This is a genomic window from Jeotgalibacillus marinus, assembly GCF_040801915.1.
In the GTDB taxonomy this organism is placed as follows: Bacteria; Bacillota; Bacilli; order Bacillales; family Jeotgalibacillaceae; genus Jeotgalibacillus; species Jeotgalibacillus marinus.
Genome location: NZ_JBFMIA010000002.1, coordinates 15,070 through 31,336, shown reverse-complemented (window position 1 = coordinate 31,336; position 16,267 = coordinate 15,070). Strand labels below are relative to the sequence as shown.

13 protein-coding genes and 2 riboswitches are annotated in these 16,267 nt (G+C 38.9%); of the genes, 6 read left to right on the top strand and 7 right to left on the bottom strand.

The window, feature by feature from the left end; genetic code table 11:
• Positions 1-2: 2 nt before the first annotated feature.
• Positions 3-485 carry a sigma-70 family RNA polymerase sigma factor gene (locus AB1471_RS03155; protein ID WP_367778147.1) on the bottom strand — a complete coding sequence of 161 codons (483 nt, stop codon included), beginning with the start codon at positions 483-485 and terminating at the stop codon, positions 3-5.
• Positions 486-725: 240 nt separating this feature from the next.
• Positions 726-1,235, bottom strand: a complete 510-nt coding sequence (locus tag AB1471_RS03150) for a competence protein ComK (protein WP_367778146.1) — start codon at positions 1,233-1,235, stop codon at positions 726-728.
• A 324-nt stretch (positions 1,236-1,559) separates the two neighbouring features.
• Here AB1471_RS03150 and AB1471_RS03145 point away from each other — a divergent pair, with 324 nt between their 5' ends.
• The 3 genes from AB1471_RS03145 (at position 1,560) to AB1471_RS03135 (ending at position 5,965) form a co-directional block, all read left to right on the top strand.
• The gene (locus tag AB1471_RS03145) at positions 1,560-2,465 is read left to right on the top strand and encodes an ROK family protein (protein ID WP_367778145.1); all 906 of its coding nucleotides are present in this window, start codon (positions 1,560-1,562) and stop codon (positions 2,463-2,465) included.
• A gap of 119 nt (positions 2,466-2,584) precedes the next feature.
• A riboswitch (SAM riboswitch) is annotated at positions 2,585-2,698 on the top strand.
• 75 nt (positions 2,699-2,773) lie between these two features.
• Positions 2,774-2,979: riboswitch (cobalamin riboswitch) on the top strand.
• A 156-nt stretch (positions 2,980-3,135) separates the two neighbouring features.
• Positions 3,136-5,439 (top strand): 5-methyltetrahydropteroyltriglutamate--homocysteine S-methyltransferase, encoded by a 2,304-nt coding sequence (gene metE, locus AB1471_RS03140; RefSeq protein ID WP_367778144.1) that lies wholly within the window; start codon positions 3,136-3,138, stop codon positions 5,437-5,439.
• Between the two features lie 28 nt (positions 5,440-5,467).
• Positions 5,468-5,965 (top strand): acyl-CoA thioesterase, encoded by a 498-nt coding sequence (locus AB1471_RS03135; protein WP_367778143.1) that lies wholly within the window; start codon positions 5,468-5,470, stop codon positions 5,963-5,965.
• An 871-nt stretch (positions 5,966-6,836) separates the two neighbouring features.
• Here the strand turns inward: AB1471_RS03135 and AB1471_RS03130 are convergent.
• The 3 genes from AB1471_RS03130 to AB1471_RS03120 form a co-directional block, all read right to left on the bottom strand.
• The gene (locus tag AB1471_RS03130; RefSeq protein ID WP_367778142.1) at positions 6,837-7,034 is read right to left on the bottom strand and encodes a Spo0E family sporulation regulatory protein-aspartic acid phosphatase; all 198 of its coding nucleotides are present in this window, start codon (positions 7,032-7,034) and stop codon (positions 6,837-6,839) included.
• A gap of 370 nt (positions 7,035-7,404) precedes the next feature.
• On the bottom strand, positions 7,405-8,505 hold the full coding sequence (locus AB1471_RS03125) for an amidohydrolase (protein WP_367778141.1): 1,101 nt from the start codon (positions 8,503-8,505) through the stop codon (positions 7,405-7,407).
• A gap of 123 nt (positions 8,506-8,628) precedes the next feature.
• Positions 8,629-9,741, bottom strand: a complete 1,113-nt coding sequence (locus AB1471_RS03120; RefSeq protein ID WP_367778140.1) for a mandelate racemase/muconate lactonizing enzyme family protein — start codon at positions 9,739-9,741, stop codon at positions 8,629-8,631.
• Positions 9,742-10,103: 362 nt separating this feature from the next.
• Between AB1471_RS03120 and AB1471_RS03115 the strand changes: the two genes are divergently transcribed.
• Positions 10,104-11,339: an MFS transporter gene (locus AB1471_RS03115; RefSeq protein WP_367778139.1), complete on the top strand. Its 1,236-nt coding sequence runs from the start codon at positions 10,104-10,106 to the stop codon at positions 11,337-11,339.
• Positions 11,340-12,255: 916 nt separating this feature from the next.
• Here AB1471_RS03115 and AB1471_RS03110 read toward each other — a convergent pair.
• Positions 12,256-13,200 carry an LCP family glycopolymer transferase gene (locus tag AB1471_RS03110; RefSeq protein WP_367778138.1) on the bottom strand — a complete coding sequence of 315 codons (945 nt, stop codon included), beginning with the start codon at positions 13,198-13,200 and terminating at the stop codon, positions 12,256-12,258.
• 216 nt (positions 13,201-13,416) lie between these two features.
• A complete protein-coding gene (locus tag AB1471_RS03105; RefSeq protein WP_367778137.1) occupies positions 13,417-14,355 on the bottom strand; it encodes a hypothetical protein in 939 nt (312 codons plus the stop codon).
• 743 nt (positions 14,356-15,098) lie between these two features.
• Between AB1471_RS03105 and AB1471_RS03100 the strand changes: the two genes are divergently transcribed.
• A complete protein-coding gene (locus tag AB1471_RS03100) occupies positions 15,099-15,383 on the top strand; it encodes a hypothetical protein (RefSeq protein ID WP_367778136.1) in 285 nt (94 codons plus the stop codon).
• Positions 15,384-15,447: 64 nt separating this feature from the next.
• Positions 15,448-16,182 (top strand): membrane protein insertase YidC, encoded by a 735-nt coding sequence (gene yidC / locus AB1471_RS03095; RefSeq protein ID WP_437342332.1) that lies wholly within the window; start codon positions 15,448-15,450, stop codon positions 16,180-16,182.
• Positions 16,183-16,267: the final 85 nt, after the last annotated feature.

Below are 16,267 nucleotides of genomic sequence, written 5' to 3'. Positions count from 1 at the left end.
TGTTAAGCCAACTCCCTCATTCTTATCCTCCCCAAAGCCCCCTTCCTCCACTTCTTAACCGCCGATAAACTAACACCTTCCTGCTCAGCAATTTCCACAACTGTTAACTGCTCTTGAAACGTCAGCCAAAACCATTTTTGTTGCGTGGAGGTTAGCAGCTCAGCGAATTCTTGGAGTGTATCTTGTTCTAAGTGTTTGTCTAGTTCACCATCCGTTCGCATGTCCCAGTACGCCTCTGATCGCACGATTTCTTTTTCTTTATAACGATTGTCTTTTCGCATGTAGGTCAACATGCCGCCGCGTATGCATTGGTAGGCATAGGGGGCGAATTCGCCTTGTGTTGAGTCAAACTTTTCCCATGCGCGCCATAGTGATAGCATGCCTTCTTGCACGTAGATATCGTGATCTTGTCGGATATTGAGTTTGCGGATCATGTGAAAAATCATTGGTTCAAATTGGGTGTATACTTCCTCAAACGTGTTCATGGTTATTCTCCGATTAGGAGACGCGTCGCCTGTTATTCTCGAGTGACTTTAGTGTAGCGAGAATGGTTATGGGAGACGAATGGACGTTTGCAGGAAACGGGATGGATGATTGCTTTGTTTGTGCTTAATTAGGTGGTTGAAACGAAAAACGAAGATTGTTAACTGATAAACGACAGTTTCCAAAATAAAATGGTGTGAGCGAATGGAATCAAATCCATTTGTTCACACCATTTTGTTTCATTAAATTGGAAATGGATCCCTCGGTCGATCAGGATCGATTCTTGGGAAAAATGAAAACTCATAAAACAACTGTGAGGTTCGCTTTTGTTGATTACGAAAAGATGACAAAGAGCAATTAGCCGTGATGAATTGGTTCGTACTTAAAATGATGATGGTTTTCTTTGGGTTGTCTGGGTGGGGGCGTTGATCGACCACATGAGGAGGGAAGAACCAAATGTTTTGATCATTCGTAGATGAGTGGGTAGGGAATGCATATAAATAGGTAAGTGGGTCTATGATGAGTGGTATTTTGTTGCGTATGGTCAACGTATGTCTGGCGGCTTCCAGTCGTCCCTTCATTTTACTGCCAGCTCGAAGACAACTTTCCTCCAAAAGAGCCATCACGGGCTTTTTTGAATAGTAGGTACCTTTACGATCGTAAATAACGGATTCATACTCTAAATGAAACGCTTGCTGTATGGCCATTGTAGATTGACTAATCCTGTACTCGTGATTTGCCATATAAGTCATTAACCACCCCTCCAGTCTTTGTCCCTATTATACTTTATCATTCTACAAATAAAAACAATAAAATTGAAAATTATGAATAATTTGCTTGATGGTTATAGTTATCCACAAGTACTTAAAACTTGTCCCTGTTTAATGTTGATTCTTGCAATACATAATCATGCTGAGTCTATGGGTGGGGGCCCTTTTTCTATGTTAGACACCACCACCAAGTTACGATATCATTTAATTGTTAGAACATTTAAATAGAATAAAGTTTTCCGATACCAAAACGATGAGTTTATATAAACTAACATTGGTATTTCAAGAACGAAAGGGTGAACTAGCATGTATATAGCAGGTATAGATCTTGGAGGAACTAGAGTACGTGTAGGTGTAATAGATGATGATGCGACAGTACTACACTGGGAAGAAAGAGATTCAGAGGTTGGACATGGGCCGGCTCATACTCTTTCGATCATATTCGCGATGTTAGAACGAGCAATGGAGAAGTACCCGTTCCAGCGAATTGGATTATGTGCTCCTGGACCGTTGGATCACCAGCAAGGTCTGTTGTTAGATCCGCCTAATCTTCCTAATTGGGGACATTTTCATATTACAAAGGCGCTACAAGAGCATGTTAATCTTCCAGTGTTCCTTGTGAACGATGCAAATGCATCGGCTCTTTCAGAGGCAATGAATGGGGCGGGAAAAGGGTACGAAAGTGTCTGGTTTACAACAGTTAGTACAGGAGTTGGAAGTGGTTATGTTCACCAAGGCGCTCTCATTCAAGGAGATAAAGGATGTGCTGGTGAGATTGGAAACATGATCATCGTGCCAGACGGTAGGATTCACGCGAATATGAATCCAGGTGCTTTGGAGGCCTATGCTAGTGGCACAGCCTTATCACGTGAGAGTCGAAGGCAATTCGGATGGGAAAACGGAGCACAAGAAGCGATTCAGCGGGCCATCGCAGGTGAAAAAGAAGCTGTTCAGCTAGTTGACGAAACCCTTACTTACATCGCGATCGCATTGGCGAATGTTGCGCACACGATCAATCCAGCGATTTTCGTTATGGGTGGAGGCGTGATGACTGAACACGAATACCTATTACCTATCTTGGTTGAAAAAACGAACGAGCGCGTCTACGATAGTTTAAAACATTCATTTCATTTCTCTCACGCTACACACGGTAATGAAGCGGGCGTTCTAGGTGCGGCGTTTTATGCAAAGAGTGAGGTCTACGTGGGCTAGAATTCTTTTAGCTTGGAGACGGTTTTAACCTTTAAGAACATACACGTTATTACCAAAACAAAAAATGTTGACAGTCTATTTTGTCAATGATATTATTCTGTTAATTCAATATTTTGAAACTCTTATTTAGAGAGGCAGAGGGACTGGCCCTATGAAGCCCGGCAACCTTCCAGCACTAAGTGTTGAAAAGGTGCCAATTCCAGCAAAGCAAAAAATGCTTTGAGAAATAAGAGGGGTGCGTAAATGAGCCTCTCTATCTACAAAATAGAGTGGTTTTTTTGTTTTCTATCGCACTCATTACCAATTAAATATCGTGAATGACTTCAGGTGTTGTCTTAGCTATCCAAAGCTAATTCAACTTAAAAGGGAAGTTCGGTGAGAATCCGACGCGGTCCCGCCACTGTATATGGGAGCAACCTGCACAAAGGTCACTGTCTCTTTCGTGAAAAGAGATGGGAAGGCGCAGGAAGTGAAGAACATAAGCCAGGAAACCTGCCTGTTGGAAAGACACTAGACTACGAGGATAGGGAGGTGTTATGAACGCGTTGGGACAAGACTGTCTTCACAACCTTTATTTGACCATGCGCCCATAACAATCTCTCTGAAAATGGAGAGATTTTTTTATTGGGTTCGTTTTGTATGTAATGAAAAAATGAATGGAGGAATAAAAATGACGAAAGTACTAAGTTCAACGATCGGTTATCCAAGAATCGGAGTAAAAAGAGAATGGAAAAAAGCCCTTGAGCAATTTTGGGCAGGAAAAATCACTAAATCGTCATTGTCGACAGAAATGGAGCATCTCCGCTTACACGATCTTCAGAAACAAAAAGAGATGGGAATTGACCTCATTCCAGTGGGAGATTTTAGTTTTTACGACCATGTTCTTGACACGGCAGTCATGTTTGGATTCGTACCAAAGCGTTTCCAGCATAAAGGTGGAGAAGTGCCAATCGAAACGTACTTTGACATCGCACGAGGTAACAAAGAATCGGTCGCTTCTGAAATGACGAAATGGTTTAACACAAATTATCATTACATTGTCCCAGAGCTTGAATCTAGCGAGCCAACGCTTACAGAAAATCGTCTGCTTCATTCCTTTCTTGAAGCAAAAGATAAAGTTGGAATCGTAGGGAAGCCAGTTATTCTCGGCCCAATTACTTTTTTAAAACTATCCAAAGGATACGATAAAAAGGATTTTCATAAACTACTTCAAAAACTTATTCCGCTGTACATAAACGTTTTTAAAGAGTTGGAGAACGCTGGAGCTGAATGGATACAAATTGATGAGCCAATCTTAACAACATCTATCTCAGAGGAAGAAATCAACTTATTTAAAGAAACGTATAAGAGTATACAAAAGGGAGTTCCGAGTATAAAAATTCTCCTTCAAACGTACTTTGAAGCGGTCGAACATTACACGGAGATCATTTCTCTTCCTGTTGCCGGGATCGGACTTGACTTTGTTCATGATCAAGGTGCCAATCTGGAATCTCTAAAAAAGTATGGCTTTCCTGAAGACAAATTCTTGGCTGCGGGGATCATCAATGGTCGTAACATTTGGAGGTCAGACCTGGATGGTAAACTCACACAGCTTGAGAGGATTTTATCCGTTGTTGAAAAAGACCGACTAATCGTACAACCATCCTGTAGCTTACTGCATGTCCCTGTAACCGTTACAACGGAGAAGGAGATTGATGCCGCAGTAAAAAACGCCCTCGCCTTTGCGGATGAAAAGCTTGAAGAGGCGATTGTTCTAGCAGAAGGTTTGAATAACGGAAAAAAAGCGATCGAAGCAAAAATCAAAGAGAGTGCCCGAGGAATAGAAATCCTTTGGCAGTCACCAGGTAGAAATCAAAAGAAAGTCCAAGAAGAGCTCAAAAGATGGGACGAAGTGGAGCCGAAACGAAAGACACACTACTCCATCCGCCAGCAAATACAACAAGATGTCTTTAAGCTTCCGCTGCTACCAACAACAACGATTGGCAGCCTCCCCCAAACCAAATTAATCCGGCAAGCACGGCTTAAATGGCGAAGAGGAGAATGGTCTAACGGGCAGTATGAAAAATTTATTGAAGAAAACATCTCCTACTGGATCGAGCATCAGGAGGGAATCGGCCTCGATGTACTCGTACATGGTGAATTTGAACGCAATGATATGGTCGAATATTTCGGAGAAAAGCTGGACGGGTTTGCCTTTACCAAGTACGGTTGGGTACAATCATACGGTTCTCGATGTGTGAAGCCACCTATTATTTATGGAGATATTTCATTAAAAGGATCAATGACGGTAAAGGAAATCTCATACGCTCAATCTCTCACAAAAAAACCGGTGAAAGGGATGTTGACAGGCCCTATTACAATTTTGAATTGGTCATTTGTCCGAGATGATATAAGCCGATTTGAAGTCACCAAACAAATTGCTCTGGCATTGAAAAAAGAAATTAAATTCCTTGAGGAAAATCGTATTCATATGATACAGGTTGATGAGCCAGCTTTACGAGAAGGCCTTCCACTGAAAGTCGAAAAGCAAAAGGAATATTTGAAGGAGGCAGTTCACGCCTTTAAGCTCGCCACATCCTCTGTACAGGATAACACTCAAATCCATACACATATGTGCTATTCTGATTTCGAGAAAATCATGGATACCATCGATCAATTGGATGCTGACGTCATCTCGATTGAAGCTGCCCGAAGCCATGGAGAGTTGATTTCTGCTTTCGAAGAAAAGGCATATGAAAAAGGAATCGGGTTAGGCGTATACGACATTCATAGTCCGCGAGTACCGGGAGTGGAAGAAATTAAAACCAACATCCAACGAGCATTACACGTACTTCAACCAAAAATTTTCTGGATTAATCCAGACTGCGGATTGAAAACAAGAGGAATCGAAGAAACAACCAACGCCCTTAAAAACATGGTCGAAGCAGCCCGACAAATTCGAAAGGAAACACCAAGCGAGGCACTAGTTAAGTAGTAGAAACGGATAGAAAGGGGGTTCCATATTGAACAGGCAAAGCGCTTCAGTCAATCAATCACACACGTTACAAACAAGGCTGGTCATACCGCCAGATACGAATCATATAGAGACGATTTTTGGCGGACAGGTATTATCATATATTGATGAAATAGCTGCTATTTCTGCCATGAGGCATTGCAACAAAGTTGTTGTAACAGCGTCTATCGATTCGGTTAATTTTGTCGGCGCAGCTAAAGTAGGAGATATCTTGATTTTAGAGGCTTTTGTTTCATCTACGGGAAAAACATCGATGGAAGTATATGTGAAAGTCTACTCTGAAAATTTATTAGAAAAAGTGAAAAAAGTAACCACCACCTCATTTTTAACAATGGTTGCTGTTGATGATAAAGGAACACCTACAGAAGTTCCTTTGGTGGTACCAGAAACGGAAGAGCAAAAGTGGCTTTTTCAAACTTCCCAGCAACGAAGAGAGCAACGAAAAAGGACAGTCAATCAGGATGCTCCGTTAGTCAAACATAAGTAAGTAGTACCGCTCGTAAGGATAACACCTGTAAGAGATGAGTGACATGGTACCAGCCTTCGTCAATCGACCGCAATTTGGTTGGAAAAATGGAGCAAAAGACGTGGTTCAGCTGTTATCTCCATATATAGACGGAATAAACAGGGGAAGGAAGAACCAATCCAGTTTAAGAGGATCACTCCGACAAGATCGGTGTGATCCTCTTTGATGTGCAAATATATTAACAAGTTCTTTTTTGTAGGTGTAGAAAAAAAGACAACATTTTGCAAACTGGTAATGCAGTAAAGAGATATTCCAAGAATACATAGACATACAGTAGAAGAAACATGTCAGAAAGGAAGTATTATAAGCTTAACTATAGAATTTAATAGATTGTGTTTAATTGTAAAATCAAATGCAACACCTCTCCAGACACCGATTTTTCACCCGCACCCTGCTTGTTTAAGTGTAGATACAATAGGTAAATCACCAATCGTCTTTTTATAATTCGAATTAATTTTAATTTCCAGATCTCTACATGCAGAATAACTCTGTCCGTTGCACAGCAATAACGAAAATACTCAGTTGTTATTTTCCTTCCGATTCTCATTTGCTCTCTAGCTACTTGTTGAATGACCAAATATACATTGACGACTTAGTGATGCTTTTTTTACCTCTACAAAAAGTACAGTAAATGTGAAGAGCTCTTTACATGCTTGTTTTTTTGAGAAGGAAAGGCTATAAGTATGCTCTTTTTTAGTACAATAATCGGAATCCTAATTGTGATGAGTAAGAGTAATGTGCAGATTAATAATCGCTTATACAATTTAATGGAGTGTTGAGTACTGTGTTTGGAATCTACTATATGTATAAGCTGGGGGTCATGCTCCTTATTTTATGATGCAATAATATGCTCGGTATGAGCTTTATTAGAAAAGTATTTGACATGTAGGTTAATCAACTTATCTAACTTTTCACTACAATGTAGCGTTTCTGTACTATTTATTCCAGTTTCAAAAGCGGTGTTAATCATTTCTTTTCTAATTCTATTAATCTTTTTTAATAGTAGTTGTTCAATGCTAACTCTATTCATTGTACTCTCCCTTAATTGTATTTTTTTCTCACAAAGACTATTATAGAAGATATTTCATATTTCGAAATAGCATCGACAAAGGTTCTAAAAAAAAGACAAAAAAAGAAAAAAGGTGCAAGTGGGAGAGGAGTAAAACGTGTCCATGTAGGAAATAAATAGACACGACAAAATTGCATATAAAAAGAAGAATTCGCTACAGTGATTTGAAAAGCAGGTGATTCGATCACCGGGTGCGCAGATTCTCACATCAAACCAAATAATTCGCACATATCCCCGAACCAACTACTTTTTTGATCACCATGAACCAATGCTAATGCAAAGGGTCAGTTCTTCGTCGCAATCACGTATCGAAGATCTGATCCTATGTTTGTTACTTGCTATGAATAAACGCTTTTTTAACCGCACACGTTAAAATCTCAACTCCATGTACAAGACAAGATCGGTCAAAAGTCATCTTTGGATGATGTAGGCCAGGGGTGAGATTTGCCCCTAAGGCTAGCATTGTTGCTTTTAGGTTCGGTCGTTTGATCGTGTAAAAGTGAAAATCATCACTTCCTGGTGTAGTGATTGGTTCAACTAGATTGGCGTCTCCTCTTGTTTCCCTGATTGCCGATTCAAGGATGTGTTTCGCTTCATCAGAAACTTCTGCTCCGGGCGTATAATCGATCCACGTTCCTTGAATTTTAACCGCATACAAATTCTCCAATGAATTCATAATGGCTTGCGTACGTTCTTGTAAAGTCGATAAACCTTGATTGGTTTGTGATCGAACATCCACACTGAAAGAAGCAGAGCCAGGAATGATATTGGGGCTTTTACTTCCAGCATGAAATTTTGTCATTTTAATTGAATGTGGAATCATTGGGGAAAGACGCAACTGATTAAGGTGTTGCTGAAGTGTCATGCCTATATCGATGGCGTTCACCCCTAGATAAGGTCGTGCCCCATGTGTATCCGAACCAACAATTTCTCCTTCATAAAAGATTGCCGCACCATGTCGTAAAGAGGGGGCGGACTTACCTAATGCTAGTTCTTCTTTTGGACGTAGGTGGACGCCAAATAAAAAATCCATATCATCGACAAAGCCAGTTTGAACCACAGACAATGAACCATTCCCTTGTTCTTCAGCGGGTTGAAAAAGGCAACGTATCGTTCCTTTTAACGAAGCTTCTTCTTGTTTGAGCGCGAGCAATACACCAATCGCAATGGTCATATGCGCATCGTGACCACACGAGTGATTGGCTCGCATTTTGCCATCTACCTCTTGCCAAAGAGCATCGATATCTGCTCTTATACCTATCACTGGTTTACCTGATCCTACTTCAGCAATTAGGCCGGTATGATGGGGAAATCGCTCAACATTAATGTTATTTTCTTTAAGGAATTTCTCTATAAATTTCGTCGTGTTTTTCTCTTCCCAACTTACCTCAGGGATCGAGTGCAATGTATCAAAAATCTCAAGGAGTTTCATCTCATCGTCCTCCTGTTATGTTCGTTCTTTTTTACAATAAGCCCATAAAAACAGGCATGATTAACGCAGGTGTCAGCGATAATAAACCAACCTAAGAATCTACTATTATACAAATATCAATAGTTAGAACGTCACTTTGTCCTGTTTCACGCTTAAGTCTTCAAGAATTGCGTGATTCACTGTGATACCTAAACCTGGTTCCCCACTCAATGACACGGTCGGAATATCATAAAGAAGGTCCCCGATATCTTTAGAAAAGAGGAGTGGACCCGTAAGTTCTGTACCTGTGATATTTCTTTTTGATAGGGCTACATGGTAGCCAGCCGCAGATCCTATGGATGACTCAACCATAGATCCTATTTGGCACGTTAAGCCTGCTGCTTCAGCGGTTTTTGCAAGATGAATGGCTGGATAAATGCCGCCGCATTTCATTAGTTTAATATTGATTTTATCTGCAGATCTTGTTGTAATTGCTCGTTGTAAGTCTTGGGCATTATGTATACTTTCATCCAGCATGAGGGGAGTGGACGTTTGCTTGCGAAGTTCACTCATCTCATTAAAATAGGAAGGGTCTAGTGGTTGTTCCACCCAATCTAATTCCAGCTGTTCTAACTTCGCCAGTGCTCGTTTGGCTTGATCGTAGGTTCGCCAACCTTGATTTACATCGATACGAATCGGTACGTTACTTGTTACGGCTTCACGGATCGCTTGTAATCGGATGATATCCACTTTGACATCACCGCTTACTTTTATTTTTAATTCCTCGTATCCAGCATGAAGTGCTTTTTTGCATGCATCCACCATTTCATCAGGCGTCCCAATTGAAATCACTTTCGGATAGGTTTGCCGATCATGAGCCTTTCCCCCGATCAGGTTATAAATCGGCTGACCTATCGCTTTTCCCATTAAGTCATAGCAGGCAATATCAATCGCAGCTTTAATAGAGGGATTTTGGCGGATACTATCGTCTAAACGCGCGTGAATAGCTTCAATATTAAATGGAGACTGATTCATAATCGCAGGAAGTAATTGATGTTTTAGCAACTCATACGATGCTAGAAACGATTCTCCAGTGACGTGTTCATCTGGTACAGCTTCACCATACCCAACTAATCCATCATCGGTCTTTAACTGAACAATAATCGATGGCATATGGTGAAAAGTTGCATACGAAATCACAAATGGTTCTTTTAGTGGTAAATGAATTCCCCATAATCGAGCTTCAACAATGTTCATGGTATACCAACTTTCTGTCGTTTAATTGTCGTTAAATACGCACGTTAATAATAATCAGAAAATTTTTTATAGTCAACTGTGGCTTGAAATAAAGTTATAAAAATAATGAGATGGGTAATTGAAATCATAGTACGTTATTTGATATTATAATTTTGCTTTTTCTCGTTATGTTCCGGAGATTAAAGGATTTTTGCATATTTTTGTCGAACTAATGATGCAGTTAGTTTTTAGAGGTGTCACTGGTTCATTGCTGCCCGAATAAATGAACCAGGTTAATATAAAGAACGCAGGGTAGGATATTTAATAGGTAAAAGCAAATGAGGGTGTGTAGAGAATATGATTTTTTGGGTTGCTGAAATAAGGTGAGAACAGATACCGTACTTAATCCCGACGATCAATTTGAGCCTAACCTCGCATGGCGTATGCTCGGATGGCTGCTGCTCGCGCAAATTATTGTTGCATTAGTGGGAAGAAGCATTGCGCCTATTTCTCCATTCATTGCCGAAGATTTAGGCTTAACCAACGCTCAAGTTGGTTTGTTGCCATCTGCTCTTTTTGCAGGACAAATGCTAGTGAGTATTCCGTCTGGATTGCTGGTTGATCGGATGGGAACCAAGAAGTTATTGTTTATCGTTTGTTTGATGTTAGGAGCTTCATACACGGTAGCAACTTTACTTGAATCTTATGTACTTATCCTTTTATGCATCGTTCTTGGTGGAATGGCGTATGGTACCATGCATCCGGTAACCAACCGAGGCATCTTATATTGGTTCCCCAAAAGACGGCGTGGGATGGCAATGGGTATTAAGCAGATGGGCATTACCTTTGGATCTGCCTTAGCTGCCATTGTGCTTTTACCAATAGCGATCGGGAGCGGGTGGCGGATAGCGATGGTGGGTGCATGCTTGCTATTGATTTTAGCTGGTGCTCTCTCTTACGTTAACTATAAAGAGAGGCCAATTCAGCAAAAAGAAGGATCTGAGAGTACAAAGTCGTTGTTTGTTCAAGTAATGAGTGTAGCTAAGTATCGACCGCTTGTTATCATTAGTCTGGTTGCTCTTATTATCAACGGATCCCAGATGAGCTTAAATATCTATTTGTTGTTTTATGTAGGTAATGAGCTGTTATTTGGATTAGCGATTGCTGGGACGATGTTTGTATTATCGGAAGTTGGAGGGTCTGTCGGTCGTGTTGTGTGGGGAACGATTAGTGATACGTTTTTTGGAGGAAGTCGTTTTGCGGTTATGCTTATTCTAACGATTATTGGATTTGGTGGGTCACTTTCCATGACATTCCTCGAACCTACGACACCTGTGTGGCTTTTAGGATTGTTGATTTTCATTTTAGGTTTTGCCGTTTCTGGATTCAATGGACTATGGATGAACATCGCGACTGAACTTACACCTCCTGAAAAAGCGGGATTGGCAAGTGGTTTTAGTCTAACGATTGGTTCCGTAGGGGTCATTATTTTTCCACCCGTTTTTGGAATGATTTCGGATATTAACAATAGTTTTATTGCTTCGTGGATATTTATGGCTGGATTAATGTTACTAGCGGCCCTTCTTTTACTAGTATTAAGGAAAACGAGAAAATTTTAGAAAAACACCTATTTGCCGCGCTAATTCACGTACAAATAGGTGTTTTTTAGTGTGATGAATTTCATAAAATCTCTTAGTCCATTTCATCAGCTGTGATTACATTTTGATCTTAGGCGATTAAAAACAATCAAAATATAAGTCTTTTGACCTTGTTAATTAGATTATAATAATATAAATGATTATAAAGTAATTGATTTTTTTATGGATATTTAGTATTATATGAATGAAAAAACTTATATAATATCTTCTGTTTTCACTAGAGCTTTTAATATAAGATTTTCATAGGGAAGTCCTCTTTTCTGTGAATTGGTTGTGGTGACTTCTTCTTTAAGAAGGTCGTCTTTTTTTATCTCTAGGGAAGATACTAAAGTATAAATTTCTTAGATAAACCTAAAGTTATACATTTGTATAATTAAACCAATAACTCCTATTTTTAACTAAAACTATAATTGCATTGATTTCATTGTATTCTAAATGTATATTTAATAGGAAAAGGCTGGACCACAAAGTTACAGTCTAATGTTTAATTGATATGACGGCTGAAACGCCGAAAATACTTTATTGTTAGTGTTTTATGGAGGTTAGATGATGAGCGTTTTAGGAGAGTATCAAGATAGAAGGTGTCAGGACCTATGAAACTTAGACACTGGTTTGATTGTAGAATTAGAAAAAAACATAGATATGACTATTACACCGATCGATGCATCATATGTGATAGAAAGAAATCAGACTCAACAATTAAAAAAAGATAGAATATTAATCGTCAATTAAAAACGTTGCCCCTTATGATTTTTGATCGGAGGCAATGTTTTTTAATTGACGATTGTTGCAGTAATACTACTGGTTGTTATTTAACCCAAGATTACAAAAAACCAGTTCTGGCACTAGTCGCAGAACTGGTTTTTGTGTGGTTAATTTACAAATTAAGATGATCTTTTAGTGATGATTGAATTTTTGAGATTTCTTCATCGGGAACTACATAGTAATAAATACCGTCAATCATTTGACCTGATCCATTTTCAATCGTTGATTGCTCAAGACTTGATGCAGCAGCTCGGTATTCACGTTGAATATCGACCATCTGATCAAGGGATAGATTTGTCTTAATGTTATTTCCTAATGCATCAAAAATATTTCCAAAATTCCAAAGCGAGTTCACACTTGCTCCCTCTTGTATAAAAGCTTCCATAACTTGACGTTGACGTTCTTGACGACCAAAGTCACCATTTGGATCCTCATAGCGCATACGTGTGAATGCTAATGCCTCATCACCACTTAAAGATAATTCTCCCTCAGGAAACGAATGACCACCAGATTCAAACGAAAAATTATTATTAATAGTCACGCCATCAACAGCGTCAACGAGTTCTTCAAAGCCTTCCATGCTCACTTCAACAAAGTAATCAATAGGTATATCTAATAAATTTTCAACGGTATCCATTGCCATTGGAACGCCACCGAATGCATAAGCGTGATTGATTTTATCGTCGTATCCGTATCCTGCTCCGATCATTTCTGTATACGTATCACGTGGGATACTTAAAATCTTTGTCGTTTCTTCTTGAGGGTTTACCGTCATGACCATCATCGTGTCGGAACGCCCTGTCCCATTTTCGTCCCGATCTATTCCTAGCAGCAATACAGAAAATGGATCTTTTTCTTCGAACTGAACTTCTTCCGCTCGCTTGTCAGAACCATCTCGATCAATGGATTGATGCATTTGATCCGTCGCTGAAGTTAGAGATCGATAGATTGAAAATCCATATACTCCAATTCCAACTACGAATAGTAGTGAAATAATCAACGTCCACTTCAGCCACTTTTTCTTTTTCTTGTTGCTATTTTTCGTTCGCGTACTCATCCTGTCCCTCATTTCAAAATTAGTGTCTAATTGTAATGATATCATGCAATAAGGGAAAAAGGAATATTCGAAAAATAAGTACAATAATAGGAAGGAACTAGTTTTACTCAAAATATATGTCATCGTCAATCATCTTTACCTTACTGCCTACAATCCTGTCACACCACAAAAAAACAGTCCAAAGATACATCAACATGCCTCAGACTGTTTTCAATATTAGTTACTATTCAATTGTTTTCGCATAACATCTTCTATATACTCCATTCCTTCTGTCGTCAGTTGATAGCGCATTTGACCATCGTATTTTATTTTCTTAACTTTTGGACGAGAACGACTTAGAGCGATTTGCACAGCTTTTAATGAATATTTATACGAAAAGTAATCACGTAAAATCGTGTGGACATCTTGTGCAGAGAGATGTGAAAAATCCAGTTCCGTTTTATAAATGTAAAGTACGCTTAGCGCTTGGTCTTCCATTCGTTCGAGCAATGATGGATTCGGGTTTTGGTCTAAATGAAGCTCTTCCAACGTGAAATCGAGTAACTGACGCTGACGATCGTTTTGTGTGGTATTTGTTAAATCAGCAGCATTTTCCTGCTCAGAGTTGATCTTTTTTAAGTTCCGAATATAATGAATGCCTGTCTCGGTAATCTCGTACGTTTTCTGAAGTTCTGCTAGGCCAAATTCTTTTAAATAGTCTTTTTTTACACACGTATGAAAACTTAAATGGATATTATTCGGAACAGTGTGGCGTGCTTCAGAAAATTGTTTACGTACAGATTTAGCTGTAAATGATGGCTGTAATTTATATTGAGATAAATAAAAAGCCATCGCCAGGGTGAACTGCCATTCTGAGTGAAGAGGCAATTCTTCAAGAAAAAGCTGAATATCACGTTTTTCTTCTATCGGTATCTGGGCGATTGGTTTGCGTGTAGTTGAAGGTTTTTCAAGATCAAGGGTGCCCGAAATTTTAACGTCACGTGTTGCTGGATTAGGGATTGGATCATTTCTATCAAAATTGATCTCTTTATTCATCAATTGTGATAGCAAATCAAGGGCAATCGGTTCGTGACGATCAATAAAGGATGCGTCTCCAGAAACTGTGTATTCAAAATCTTTATAACGAACACTTAGTGTGCCCTCTTTTTCACTCATTCTTGGCCCTCCTCACAAAAGTTAACTTCACTAGTTCACTCAACGGAAAATATATTATATTTTAATTTTAGCCCTTTCAACGAGAAGTTACAACACTTTCGTTCTGTATTAAGAACTATCTTTTGATTTGTGAAATCTTGTACTACTACCACTAGCTTGTACCATAAGTACATAATTAAACAATTTATTATGTAAGTTAAAATATTCAAACACCTGTAAATCGTCTGCTTTGTGCTCATTCGTGAAAATTGCCTTCAGATCTGTATAAGCTTTCTTATCCCACTTATTCAATTCGACGTTTGGCTAGGTACTCCTTTTTTTAGTTTCATATCTCTTAATTCCATTAGTGTTGGCTATGATTCGATTATTCTTATCATTGTCTATTTTAAGAATTTTATCCAACTTGACTTTAAAAGTTAAAACGTTTAAAAATTTTCTTCACAGAATGTTAAATCTTGTGTCACAGAAAGGCTTTTTTAAAAAAATGTTGTTGTGAAGATACATAATCAAATTGATAAGTTGTCGCAAGGGCAGGTGAGGGCAGTTCACACTTAAATATGTCTATATTGTTAACCAGTCAATCATTCTTTGCATTTCTTGTTGTTCAGATGATACTTCAATCAACTTTAACTTTAGGAGTCTAGTAATAAGAAAATTATAGTCATAAATACATTATTCATTCTTTGCATTTCTTGTTGTTCAGATGTATACTTCAATCAACTTTAACTTTAGGAGTCTTGTAAATGGAACTATTTATACAGGCTGTGATGGAGTCCTTGCAGGAAGGGACGATCCCTCTTGCTTACTTATTATTGTTGATATGGAGCTTTAATGGCCCACTTAGGATCAGTGGACTTAAGCAAAGCTGGTCACGAAAAAACATAATTGTTCCTTTAAATAATAATAGATCAACAACTAACTCACGTGCAATCGAAGCGTATTGTAGTCGCATGCTTTTCGGAAAGGCGATTAAACGAAAAGTTTGCCCGGATGATTCTGAAGATGCGTACGTTCCTTTTTCTATTTAAAATAATCGGATTTTAATAGAAAAAGGAATGGTGGAAAAACGTGAAGAAATTATCAGTATTATTAATGGGGACGCTAGTAACACTCTTTTTAACAGGATGTGTAAGTGTTGAAAACGTAAAAGGGATATTCGTACGTCCTTTTGAAATAGGGATTTTTGAAATAGGAACATTTTTTAATGATGATTTTGGTTTGTCGATTATCATCATCACATTGATCATCCGACTGATCCTCATGCCGTTCATGCTCAAAACGTACAAAACCCAGCAAGTGATGAGAGAAAAAATGGAGATCTTAAAACCTGAAATGGATGATGTTCAAAAACGGTTGAAAATGGCTGAATCAAAAGAAGATCAAATGAAAATCCAACAAGAAATGATGGGGCTTTATCGTAAACATGGCGTAAACCCACTCAATATAGGGTGTTTGCCACTCCTCATTCAAATGCCAATTTTGATGGGGTTATATTTTGCGATTAGAAGCTCAGAGGAGATTGCAACACACTCGTTTTTGTGGTTTAGCTTGGGAAGTCCAGATATGGCGATGACGCTGATCGCGGGTGCCATTTATTTTGTTCAGGGGTTTGTAACATTAAAAAATATGCCTGAAGCACAGCGCAAACAAATGAAAATTATGACGTTTATATCACCAGTGATGATCATGTTTATTTCATTTTCGGCCCCAGCAGCTTTACCGCTTTACTGGACTGTTGGAGGAGTGTTTCTCATAATTCAAACGTTGATCGGTCAAAAGCTTTATCGTAAACGTCCTGAAAAAACCGAGGAATCCGTCCAGGCTTGAACGGCAATTAATATGATTTGAAATTAATAATAAAAAGGTAAGCTGCGATCTTCGTAGCTTACCTTTTTATTGTAGAACCTCACCT